This is a genomic window from Prochlorococcus sp. G5PB11, from assembly GCF_059772425.1.
Window position 1 is genome coordinate 434,960 of record NZ_CM186287.1, and the last position, 9,567, is coordinate 444,526.

The 9,567-nt window shown below is 34.9% G+C and carries 17 protein-coding genes; 12 read left to right on the forward strand and 5 right to left on the reverse strand.

Annotated elements, in window-relative coordinates:
• Positions 1-201 precede the first annotated feature (201 nt).
• Positions 202-513 carry a DUF3764 family protein gene (locus AC6EI0_RS02495; RefSeq protein WP_498522912.1) on the reverse strand — a complete coding sequence of 104 codons (312 nt, stop codon included), beginning with the start codon at positions 511-513 and terminating at the stop codon, positions 202-204.
• 104 nt (positions 514-617) lie between these two features.
• Between AC6EI0_RS02495 and AC6EI0_RS02500 the strand changes: the two genes are divergently transcribed.
• From AC6EI0_RS02500 to AC6EI0_RS02540, 9 genes are all read left to right on the forward strand, one after another.
• Complete coding sequence (locus tag AC6EI0_RS02500) at positions 618-839, forward strand: hypothetical protein (RefSeq protein WP_269605856.1); 222 nt, start codon at positions 618-620, stop codon at positions 837-839.
• Positions 840-995: 156 nt separating this feature from the next.
• Positions 996-1,913: an AEC family transporter gene (locus AC6EI0_RS02505; protein ID WP_498522913.1), complete on the forward strand. Its 918-nt coding sequence runs from the start codon at positions 996-998 to the stop codon at positions 1,911-1,913.
• 63 nt (positions 1,914-1,976) lie between these two features.
• Positions 1,977-2,177: a hypothetical protein gene (locus tag AC6EI0_RS02510; RefSeq protein WP_413677957.1), complete on the forward strand. Its 201-nt coding sequence runs from the start codon at positions 1,977-1,979 to the stop codon at positions 2,175-2,177.
• Positions 2,178-2,443: 266 nt separating this feature from the next.
• On the forward strand, positions 2,444-2,635 hold the full coding sequence (locus tag AC6EI0_RS02515) for a hypothetical protein (RefSeq protein WP_498522914.1): 192 nt from the start codon (positions 2,444-2,446) through the stop codon (positions 2,633-2,635).
• A gap of 181 nt (positions 2,636-2,816) precedes the next feature.
• Entirely contained in the window at positions 2,817-3,008 is a 192-nt protein-coding gene (locus AC6EI0_RS02520; protein ID WP_498522915.1) for a DUF8681 family protein, read from the forward strand.
• 29 nt (positions 3,009-3,037) lie between these two features.
• Complete coding sequence (locus tag AC6EI0_RS02525; RefSeq protein WP_498522916.1) at positions 3,038-3,340, forward strand: hypothetical protein; 303 nt, start codon at positions 3,038-3,040, stop codon at positions 3,338-3,340.
• 59 nt (positions 3,341-3,399) lie between these two features.
• Positions 3,400-3,612 (forward strand): hypothetical protein, encoded by a 213-nt coding sequence (locus AC6EI0_RS02530; protein ID WP_413390691.1) that lies wholly within the window; start codon positions 3,400-3,402, stop codon positions 3,610-3,612.
• A 51-nt stretch (positions 3,613-3,663) separates the two neighbouring features.
• Entirely contained in the window at positions 3,664-3,867 is a 204-nt protein-coding gene (locus tag AC6EI0_RS02535) for a hypothetical protein (protein WP_269605866.1), read from the forward strand.
• A 137-nt stretch (positions 3,868-4,004) separates the two neighbouring features.
• Positions 4,005-4,265: a hypothetical protein gene (locus AC6EI0_RS02540; protein ID WP_269613056.1), complete on the forward strand. Its 261-nt coding sequence runs from the start codon at positions 4,005-4,007 to the stop codon at positions 4,263-4,265.
• 90 nt (positions 4,266-4,355) lie between these two features.
• Here AC6EI0_RS02540 and AC6EI0_RS02545 read toward each other — a convergent pair whose 3' ends face one another.
• The gene (locus AC6EI0_RS02545; protein ID WP_498522917.1) at positions 4,356-4,943 is read right to left on the reverse strand and encodes a rhomboid family intramembrane serine protease; all 588 of its coding nucleotides are present in this window, start codon (positions 4,941-4,943) and stop codon (positions 4,356-4,358) included.
• Between the two features lie 173 nt (positions 4,944-5,116).
• Here AC6EI0_RS02545 and AC6EI0_RS02550 point away from each other — a divergent pair, with 173 nt between their 5' ends.
• A complete protein-coding gene (locus tag AC6EI0_RS02550) occupies positions 5,117-5,443 on the forward strand; it encodes a hypothetical protein (RefSeq protein ID WP_498522918.1) in 327 nt (108 codons plus the stop codon).
• Positions 5,444-5,516: 73 nt separating this feature from the next.
• Here AC6EI0_RS02550 and AC6EI0_RS02555 read toward each other — a convergent pair whose 3' ends face one another.
• Positions 5,517-6,134: a hypothetical protein gene (locus AC6EI0_RS02555; RefSeq protein WP_498522919.1), complete on the reverse strand. Its 618-nt coding sequence runs from the start codon at positions 6,132-6,134 to the stop codon at positions 5,517-5,519.
• Positions 6,135-6,716: 582 nt separating this feature from the next.
• On the opposite strand from AC6EI0_RS02555, the gene AC6EI0_RS02560 reads away from it, so the two are divergent.
• Both AC6EI0_RS02560 and AC6EI0_RS02565 read left to right on the forward strand, forming a co-directional pair.
• A complete protein-coding gene (locus tag AC6EI0_RS02560) occupies positions 6,717-7,478 on the forward strand; it encodes a PAP/fibrillin family protein (protein ID WP_498522920.1) in 762 nt (253 codons plus the stop codon).
• 97 nt (positions 7,479-7,575) lie between these two features.
• A complete protein-coding gene (locus AC6EI0_RS02565) occupies positions 7,576-9,105 on the forward strand; it encodes a phytoene desaturase family protein (RefSeq protein WP_498522921.1) in 1,530 nt (509 codons plus the stop codon).
• Positions 9,106-9,127: 22 nt separating this feature from the next.
• Here the strand turns inward: AC6EI0_RS02565 and AC6EI0_RS02570 are convergent, their stop codons facing one another.
• On the reverse strand, positions 9,128-9,358 hold the full coding sequence (locus AC6EI0_RS02570; RefSeq protein ID WP_498522922.1) for a hypothetical protein: 231 nt from the start codon (positions 9,356-9,358) through the stop codon (positions 9,128-9,130).
• Positions 9,342-9,566 carry a hypothetical protein gene (locus AC6EI0_RS02575; RefSeq protein WP_498522923.1) on the reverse strand — a complete coding sequence of 75 codons (225 nt, stop codon included), beginning with the start codon at positions 9,564-9,566 and terminating at the stop codon, positions 9,342-9,344. Before AC6EI0_RS02575 ends, AC6EI0_RS02570 begins: the two co-directional genes overlap by 17 nt.
• Between the last annotated feature and the right edge of the window lies 1 nt (position 9,567).

A 9,567-nucleotide genomic window follows, 5' to 3' on the forward strand; every position in this document is an offset into this window, starting at 1 on the left:
AATTATCTGATTCAATTTCAATCTTTTAACAACTCAGATCTCTACACAAAAACATTTCTTTTTGGTAGAGACATAATTAATCAATAAGTGTAACCATTAAAGTCTAGATATGCACTACTTTAAACAGCTTAAATGGCTAGAAATAGTAAAAATCTGGTATTTGATCTATGGCGATTCGATAAGTACACGGCCCGTGTTTGATTAAGCAGCTTTAAACTGAACACTACTGTTGTCGGTCCATGTCCAAGAAGACTTCTCCATTGTAGATAGATCGACTCTGTGGCTCGCCATCCAGTCTCCATTGGCTTCTATAAATTTCTCAATATTCCCCTCTGGGTGCTGATGTATAACAATTATTTTTTGAGGGTCATCATCACTACACCCTCTGTACAAAGGCTGAATATTAAATTCTCTATGCCTTCTGGTTGCTTCTTTGCTGTCAAAGATTGCAGCCCACTCATCAAAGGTGCTTTCAACCTTAAAAGTAAAAACTGAGGTGACAATAGAAGACATCTAAAATCTTAAATATGGGCAAACGATACCCAAACAAAACAAAACTGACTAACAGTTGTTGTAAAAACTAGATAAATAAGAAAACTTTCTGCTAGAAATAGCTGATGCAGATACCAAGAAAAACCCTCAAACGAATCATCAACTTAATTGTTGTTCTAATCGTTGCCATTGTTGGATTCATCAAAGTAAAGCACCCATTTAGTTATTTAATTGGAGTCCCTGTTACCAGTTGGGTCGTTTATCTTTTATGTAATGCCATGTGCACAGATATTCTTTTTGGAGAAACATTAGGTTGTTCAGAAAAAAGTATTTACAAGGAGAAATAAGCTAACGACGAATTAAAATTTTCTCAATCAGTGAAGAGCACCAGATATCCATAACCTGAAAAGTACTTGCAAAGATAAACTCAAGTTAAGATAACGAATTAATCATAAAATACTCTTGATCACTCAACATAACAAAATGATATTCGCTTTACTCAGTTGCAAATAATATTTCTTTTAGCTGAATTAATACCATGTCTTTTAATAGGCTATTTACTAGGACGATTTAAAAAAGATTTATCCCTAACGATATCTCGTCCTTTAATGAGCTATGGAATTCCAATCAGCTTGATGGGGATATTACTTAAGTCTGGCCTTGAATTCCCTTTGATACAATCTGCCGCTTTGGCACTGGTAGCTATTGGCTTTTTAATGACTCTATTAAATTGCCTTCCTGGTATAAACAACTTAATAGCAAACAGATCTCTTCAATTAGGTAGTGCATTCGGAAATACTGGGTATTTCGGAATACCAGTTTCACTAGCACTGCTTCCAAATCATGCTTTGATTTACAGCATAGGTTTTGACCTTGGTGCGACATTGGTAATTTGGAGTATCGGTCCAATACTGCTAACAGACCCTTCAAAAGGTTTAAGTTCTAATAGATATTGGCAGAATTTCATAAAAGCAATCTTTAAAAGCCCAGCTGTAAAAGGGCTGATTGGCGCATTAATTGTTCATTCATCACCATGGAATATACAAATAACAGCCTTACTATGGATACCTTCAAGGGTTGTAATTGTTTTAGCACTTGTAATAGTTGGAATGCGTCTAAGTTGGCTGAGAAAAGCAAATCTCTCAAGAATAAAAATCCAAATAACATCCATAAAAAATGCTTTAATCATGAAACTGGTTGGATTGCCAGTCATTATGTTGATCATTTCCTCAGCGATCAGATTACCCAACGTCATGCGAGAGGCTTTAGTACTTCAATCAGCTGCGCCAACAGCAATATCTGTCTTACTAATATCCCAAGCAGCGTCAAGAGATGAAGAGGAAGCCACATCGCTTGTTGTCTTAAGTACGATCATCGCGCTCATCTCAATTCCTGCTTGGTTGATGATTTTAAGATTGTAAAAAGTTAACAACTATCGCCTTTTAACTCAGTTTGTCTAAGTTATAAGAAATACAATCTTTTTAATGACCTCAGCTACAGCCACAAAAGCGACAGCAAAGAAAACAGCGGCAGTAAAATCATCAGCAGTAAAATCACAATCAATTTATTCATCAACCCAATCAAGATTTGCCAGTTCAAAGCTAATTCAAAACCTAGGATCATCTAATGATGGGGTTCAATTCGATTTTTCAAGTTCGTTAAGAACTGCATTTGGAAGGGATTAAAAGGATATGGACCTTTTAAAAACACTTTTTACAGTTTTTATATGTCTAGGTATTGGATGGGCAATCTCAAAAGGGATCATGTTTGGTTTGACTCATATTTAATAAGCCTAAAGAATGGCATCATACAAATGAAGAAGTTGAAGTGATAGACAGTGCATGGATGCAAGTCAAGGTCGCACTCGAAAAAATAAAAGAACAAACAACTGCAACAAAAAATATATTTCAAATATGCTTAACGAAATAGCAGATCATTATCAAGAAAATTAATGACTAAAGAATGGGAACCAAAAGAAGAACATCAAGCAGTTATTGCAAGGAGTATAGAGTTTATTTCTGATGAATTAGCTGAGTTACAAGAGGCTTTACGGTGCCCAAATTCATTTATTGTTGAAATAGCTAATAGGGTAGTATCTGAATATAAAACAAACCAAATCATCATTAGAAGAGATGAAGAATAAATGGAATTTCTGCAATCACATGATTTAAACCAATTGGGGCTTTGGACCCCTCTTATTGGAGGTATTCTCCTTTACGTTGGCTTAAATCTAAAAATCACTGAAGTTGATCCTAATGAGTAATCAATACATGAGAAAAGAGTATAACGATAAGAAAAGGTTCGATTTATTAGAATAGTTTGGGATGAAACAAGGAACTCTTGAACTAATTTTTTTTGCTCTGGTTTTCTTGAGTCTTCAATTTTGGTGGATAAGGATGACAATTAAAAATGGTCGAACTGGAGAAGTAGATAAATGGGGGCAAAAAACAAACCAAAAAAAACTAAATGAATTGGAGAAAGCGAAGCAAGATTTAGAAAAACTATTTCGATCTTAATTTTCAATAGTACGAAAACTCATTAAATAATGAACTATCAAATCTTGCTTGAAAGCTACGCTGCTGGTGAAGGTATTAATAATGAAGAACTATCATTACTAGAATTAGAACTTGATTCTCAACTAGAATCTATTAAATTTTCTCGCACTCAAGGTTGTACAGAAAAAGCACCAAAGCACATTTGCGAGGCAGCTCAAGTATGCGAAGGCAGTAGTTGGATCACCTGCTTTGCTTCAATACTTGATAAGGCTAATCCCCTTTCTCTTGGGAATAAATCCAGAGGAGCAAAAGTCATTGATGCACTTCTAGATAACAATTATTTAATGAATTAATCTAGTAAAAACAATTATCAATTCATTATTAATAAACAAATTATTATTAAACAAATCCAATGAGCAATAGTGAAAGTCGTGAAGAAAGGAAAAAACGTTTTAAAAATCTTTCAAGTGCAGAAAGAAAAATGTTGATTAGAAAGAAACTAGAACTACAAGGTTTAACAGAGGGAAGCGGTGTGAGGGGAAAGGATCAATCTTCTTACGACAAAGAAGAAATGATAGATTTAATTCTATTAACAAGATGTTTTCAAAAGAATAAATTTCAATAACTCATCCAACCAAAATTTGTTTTACGAAGTTAGTCCCTGCAAAATGGGCATATGAATAAACCTATTAAAAAAAAGAAAATTACCTTTGCAAGGTTTGCTGTTCGTACTCTTGCTATTTCTGCAAGCACCCTCGCTCTATTTGATTTTCTAAAAGGAGACTATCAAGCTGGAGGGCTTCTAGCACTTGGATGGTTAACCATCGTGATCGGGGAGAAAAGGATGTTTAATGGGGAAAAGACAAATGAAGAAACCTAAGAAAATTTCCAACTGTTAACTATCAATAAATAGATCTATAAAATTCATTCAGCTTTTATTCTCTATGCCACCATAAAAGAGGTAACAGTATAAAAGACTTTAAATATTGAGGCAGTTTATTCCACCACATTAGTTCTATGAGTGAGACAAAGAAAAATAAGAACTTCAATCTGACAGAAATGAAGTTCAAGTTTAATGATCTATTTACTGGAATTGCATTGCTATTGTGTGCATTTTTATGTGCGTTTAGCCTTGCACTAATTGCAATAAGGCTAGGGCCAATAGCTAAATGGGCTAATTATCAGACTATTTGCGTTGAACAAGAAAGTTTAAAATCTCCAATCGAATGGGCGGTGCGTAAATGCAATGGAAGATCAAAAGTTTATCAAGTAAAGTGAAGGCTACTCAATTAAAATTGTGTTTATAATTTTCACCATTGAGATGATCACGTGTTTCTTAAGAAGCAAAACATCGAATCAATTGTTTGCTTAGAGCCAAAACAATAGAAATCCCGCTAAAAGTCCAGACATATGACCTAACATGCTAATCCCTGGTAAGAATGACCAAATAATTCCAATACCTGTGAGTACTGAAATAGATTTAAGTAATCTTGGATCTTTCTTTAGCTCACATCCAATGTAAACAAATTTTTTCTTTCCATAAATTGTAGTCATTAGAATAAACGCGTCGATACCAAATAAAACCCCACTAAAACCAATAGCTAGAGACATAGGATTTCTATAAACCAAAATATCAACGCACCAACAAATGAACGCTTGGAGAGGCATTATCAATACAATAAAAGCCAAAAAGAAATAGTCACTTTGGAGGCTTAAAGATTTAAGAAAATATCTAGCAACGATGATCCCAGAGATATTTGCCAATAAATGATTAAAGTCACCATGAAAAAAATGGGATGTAATAATCCTGTATGGCTCATAAAACAAACGTCCAGACCAATAAGCAATAGAAGTCTTATCAATTATTCCTAAGAAATCTGTTGCGAAGAAGCAAATAGTGCAAGCCAAAAAGGGGACAAAATATTGCCAATCATCTTTTGAAATTTTCTCAAGCATTCGTAAATACATTTGCCAATAATCCAATCGTAACTGGTGAATATGATCAATTGAAAAGCGAATAGGGTTAATTCATTAACTAAGTGAACAAGCTAAAATATTTACCTATCAAGAACTTCATCAATAAAGGAAAGGACTAAAGCCTAAGGTGAACAAATCTATTATTGATATAAATGAACATTGATTTACAAAAGAGACTAAATCTCAATAGTTATGAATGGTGGAGAAACCACCGAAGGTTTGTAACCCTTGGGTTATTTCTGGCATTTTTTGCTGGCTATGTCAGAGGTCCTTCAGCGAAAGACTTCAAAGTGAATGATATTTGCGGACGACTAAGCGCTGATTTAATTACAGGGGAAAAGGCTGCAAGAGAATTGAAATTAGGAAAGAAAAGAATCGATGGACTAGACGGAGAGAAAGCTGATATTACTAATCACTACTACCATGCCAAGTACTACTGCCAAGGCTACACAAAAGGCAATATAGGCTTGGGATACTAGTGACATATCTACTAAAATAGCCAGAGAAAAGCATTGCACTTTTAAAGCCGCTTTAACGGATCTGGCTTTTTGACTAAGCTTTTACAGCTTTAAGACTAACTTTTCTTGCACGCTTCGCAGGTCTTCCTGCTAAAGCCTTAGATGCTCTCTTTGAAACTGAGTTAGCGCTTGAGGTTGCTTTTTTGGCTTGAGCAGAAGCTACTTTTTTAACTGCTGTTTTAACTTTAGAAGTCTTAACTTTTGCTTTTGCAGCGCTCTTGGCTGTCGAAGCTTTAATTAAAGCCTTCTTTGCGATTGCTTTCTTAGCTGAGACTGTCTTGACAGCAGTCTTTTTTGCTACGGTTTTTTTGACAGTTGTCTTTTTAGCGACGGGTTTTGCTGATACCTTCTTAGCATTCTTAGTCTTACGAGTACGGTGAGAGAGAATCAAAGCCCACTCATCAGCACTTATATTTGCAGGCTTGTTACCATGGATCTCAGAAACTTTAGCAGCTTTCTCTATATCCTTTATTAAGTTTTTCCAAGAGGCAGCATAACGCTTATCAGATTGTGACTTAGCACCGCTCTCTACAAGAGTTTCAACAACTTGTGATGCTGTTACTTTTTTTCTTCTTCGATTAAAAATTTCCTTTTGAAGTGTAGCGATCATGGCTTCACCTTTAGCGCTAACTTTGATACTTAATTGAGACATTAATTTAAGAATTACCTATATACAACATCTAGCACATTGTGGGTATCCAAACCGAACAATCTATTTACATGTAGATGTAAATAGCATTTACATAGGATGGACTTACATGAAAAAAATATTCTAAAAAAAGCAGAAGCGGTATAAAAAGCTTGTCATAGTGTGAATAAATAGAGTGATCAATAAAGTCTTACTAACGATTAAAATGACTATCAAAAAGTTATTAATGTTTATCCTTTCTCTAAAAAATACGCAACTAAAGGCATAAAACACAAAACAAAGAGATAAGACCCATCAAACTAGCTATCTATTGCGAATGTTTTTTCTAATTTTGCTTTTATCTGCTTTAAAGACGGTTCTGAGACAATGAGTATTTTTTTATAGAAGCCAAAAAATTTAAGACACGCCAATGGAACAAATATTGTCAGAAGTATGGTTTTAGTTGTAATCATGTGAATGTTATAAGCCAAATCAAGTAGAAATGCTCAAATATTTCTTGTTAAACATATATATAAACTCAAGGTCTTTAAAAAAGATTTTTAGTTAAGGTCAAGGGAATAAAAACGACTTAACCAATTTAATAAAATGAACAACAGGAACGATCTCAAGGCACTTATTTACCAGGTAGCAGCAGCTACAGATAGAGGTCAAAGGATGAACGCGATGATAGCTCCTATGTACAAAAATAAATTAATAGAGATTAATAAATTAGTTGAAGATCTACTGCCCCTATCAGATGAAATAACTCAGAGTTCTATTGAAGGTGAATGGGAGCTTATTTTCTCATCAGTTGAATTATTTAGAAGCTCACCATTTTTTTTAGCCATTGAAAAGGCTTTAAACGACAAAACAAAAAGCGATTTATTTTTCAAGCTTCATCTTTTACAAGTTGGATCATTTGGTTTATCAACAGTAGGAAGAGTCGGTCAATATCTAAACTTTAATAAAGGGGAAATGATCTCCACATTTGATACCACAATATTTGGACTCACAACGATCCCAATCCTTGGATGGTTCAAGCTTTTGCCTACTTTTGGTGGTCGAGTCATAACTCTGGCTAAGGGGCTTAAACTAACAGACAACATTCTTTCAATGGAGTTAGAGAAAACTAAAGTATCAGAGGTGGATGGACTAGGGAAAATACCTTTTTTAGATACTATTCTTATGGAAAAGTGGTATCCAGTAAAGACAGTATGGAACCTTTTGCCATGGAACAAAGAAAATCCAAGTTGTGAGATTAGAGTGATCTATATTGACGAGGATTTAAGAATCATTAGAGATATGCATGGAGCATTATTTGTTTACATCCGGCCATCAATCCCTCTTTTAGACCAAACAAAAATTTAAGTAAATTTCTTTTTTGAATATTGAGTTTATCGAAGCAGTTCTGAAGAATTTGTTGTAGAAACACTAAAGAAGAAAAATCCCTCTAATACAAAAATAAATGAAAAATCCAGAGGTAATAGTTATTGGGAGTGGTATAGGAGGATTATGTTGTGGAGGATTACTAGCAAAAGCTGGCAAAAAAGTCCTAATTCTTGAGGCTCATTCAAAGCCAGGAGGAGCCGCACATGGCTTTGAGAAAAATGGTTATAAATTTGAATCTGGTCCCTCTCTTTGGAGTGGAATAGGATCTTGGCCTACTACAAATCCATTAGGACAAGTCCTCAAAGCTCTTAATCAAAAAGTTGAATTAATCAAATATCAGGATTGGAATGTTCAAATTCCTGAAGGCGAATACACGATTGGAGTTGGAGATAGACGATTCCTTGATCAGATCAATTCAATTAGCGGAAAGGATGCCATTAAAGAATGGGAACATTTTCTTGAAGTGATTAAGCCAATTGGTGCAGCAGCTAATGCAATTCCCCTAATAGCACTAAATCAAAACAAAGAAACCGTTTTTCAGCTGTTAAAACGCAGTAAATCACTCCTCACCCACTTGAAATCCTTTAAATACCTAGGAGGTGCTTTTGGGAATTTGGTTGATAAACATCTTGAAGATCCTTTCCTACGAAATTGGGTTGAATTACTTTGTTTTCTAATAAGCGGTTTATCCAAAGACGAAACGAATGCAGCAGCGATGTCAACACTTTTTGATGATTGGTTTAAACCAGATGCCTACTTGGAATATCCGAAGGGAGGAAGTGAATCAATAGTTAAGGCTCTAGTAAATGGAATTTATTCATTTGGAGGGAATCTTAGACTTAATTCAAAAGTAAGTCAGATAATTATAAAAAGGAACAAAGCAATCGGAGTTGAGTTAAAAAATGGCGAGAAAATATTTGCAGGTCATATTGTTAGCAATGCAGATATTTGGAACACCATTGATTTAATACCAAAAGAAGTATCTCAAAAATGGAGAGAGGAAAGGTCTATGACTCCAAAATGTAAGTCATTTCTTCATCTACATCTTGGGTTTAATGCAGAAGGTCTAGAAAATATTCCACTCCATTCAATATGGGTTGATGATTGGTCGAAAGGTATTACTGCCGAAAGAAATGTAGTAGTTCTCTCTATTCCATCGGCTTTGGATCCAACAATGTCTCCTCCAAACAAACATATTCTTCACGGATATACGCCTGCTAATGAGCCTTGGGAGAAATGGGAAAATCTCGAAATAGGCACCAAAGAATATGAAAAGACAAAAGAGGAGCGCTGCTCAGTCTTCTGGCAACCGATAAAAAAACTAATACCTGATATTCAGGAAAGAATCGAAATAAAAATGCTAGGGACACCACTTACTCATCAAAGATTTTTAAATACAAAAAACGGAAGTTATGGACCAGCCCTCTCAGCAGCAGAAGGGCTTTTCCCAGGGAATAAAACTCCTATAAAAAATCTATTATTATGCGGATCAAGTACATTTCCAGGAATCGGAATACCACCTGTAGCCGCTAGTGGTGCTATGGCAGCCAATACAATTCTTGGCTCAAAATTCCAAAGAAATCTCATTGAGGAGCTAAGAATATAAAAACGCCTATAATTATTGAAAATTATTTTAGATCAATAGTCCAACGTCTTTTCCCCATTCGATCTGATTCTGAATAACAATGTGCAATCAAATCTCCATTTCTTCTCCTAACTGAACATTCTAAGCCGTCCTCCGTTTTGAAGAAAGCAGAAGTAGCCGGTGAGACCTCGTTTGAGAGAGGAGCGCCCAGATTTTTTAAAATCAAAGACCAAATCAAATCTTCATCAGCATCTTTGCTAGCTGTGAATTGCATTTTCTGTCGACTCCTTTGTATTGGAGACTGAGTCTGAGTTTAAAATATCAGAACCAGGAATACTCTTAGCAACGGAACCGATAAGGGTTGTATGAGATTCAGGATCTTTCTTTAAAGCAGTTACGCCAAGATCATTTTTTGATATCAATATAAAAATAATTATCCCAACAAATGTCAAAATAATTGCTAATGCCAAGGAAGAATCCATA

What these genes read in the sequence shown, in the direction of transcription:
- AC6EI0_RS02515 (WP_498522914.1), top strand. Translation starts at nt 2,444, where the DNA reads ATGACTAAAGAATGGGAACCAAAAGAAGAACATCAAGCAGTTATTGCA.
- AC6EI0_RS02525 (WP_498522916.1), top strand. Translation starts at nt 3,038, where the DNA reads ATGAACTATCAAATCTTGCTTGAAAGCTACGCTGCTGGTGAAGGTATT.
- AC6EI0_RS02555 (WP_498522919.1), bottom strand. Translation starts at nt 6,134, where the DNA reads ATGTCTCAATTAAGTATCAAAGTTAGCGCTAAAGGTGAAGCCATGATC.
- AC6EI0_RS02575 (WP_498522923.1), bottom strand. Translation starts at nt 9,566, where the DNA reads ATGGATTCTTCCTTGGCATTAGCAATTATTTTGACATTTGTTGGGATA.
- AC6EI0_RS02565 (WP_498522921.1), top strand. Translation starts at nt 7,576, where the DNA reads ATGAAAAATCCAGAGGTAATAGTTATTGGGAGTGGTATAGGAGGATTA.
- AC6EI0_RS02510 (WP_413677957.1), top strand. Translation starts at nt 1,977, where the DNA reads ATGACCTCAGCTACAGCCACAAAAGCGACAGCAAAGAAAACAGCGGCA.
- AC6EI0_RS02495 (WP_498522912.1), bottom strand. Translation starts at nt 513, where the DNA reads ATGTCTTCTATTGTCACCTCAGTTTTTACTTTTAAGGTTGAAAGCACC.
- AC6EI0_RS02535 (WP_269605866.1), top strand. Translation starts at nt 3,664, where the DNA reads ATGAATAAACCTATTAAAAAAAAGAAAATTACCTTTGCAAGGTTTGCT.
- AC6EI0_RS02500 (WP_269605856.1), top strand. Translation starts at nt 618, where the DNA reads ATGCAGATACCAAGAAAAACCCTCAAACGAATCATCAACTTAATTGTT.
- AC6EI0_RS02550 (WP_498522918.1), top strand. Translation starts at nt 5,117, where the DNA reads ATGAACATTGATTTACAAAAGAGACTAAATCTCAATAGTTATGAATGG.
- AC6EI0_RS02530 (WP_413390691.1), top strand. Translation starts at nt 3,400, where the DNA reads ATGAGCAATAGTGAAAGTCGTGAAGAAAGGAAAAAACGTTTTAAAAAT.
- AC6EI0_RS02560 (WP_498522920.1), top strand. Translation starts at nt 6,717, where the DNA reads ATGAACAACAGGAACGATCTCAAGGCACTTATTTACCAGGTAGCAGCA.
- AC6EI0_RS02520 (WP_498522915.1), top strand. Translation starts at nt 2,817, where the DNA reads ATGAAACAAGGAACTCTTGAACTAATTTTTTTTGCTCTGGTTTTCTTG.
- AC6EI0_RS02540 (WP_269613056.1), top strand. Translation starts at nt 4,005, where the DNA reads ATGAGTGAGACAAAGAAAAATAAGAACTTCAATCTGACAGAAATGAAG.
- AC6EI0_RS02570 (WP_498522922.1), bottom strand. Translation starts at nt 9,358, where the DNA reads ATGCAATTCACAGCTAGCAAAGATGCTGATGAAGATTTGATTTGGTCT.
- AC6EI0_RS02545 (WP_498522917.1), bottom strand. Translation starts at nt 4,943, where the DNA reads ATGCTTGAGAAAATTTCAAAAGATGATTGGCAATATTTTGTCCCCTTT.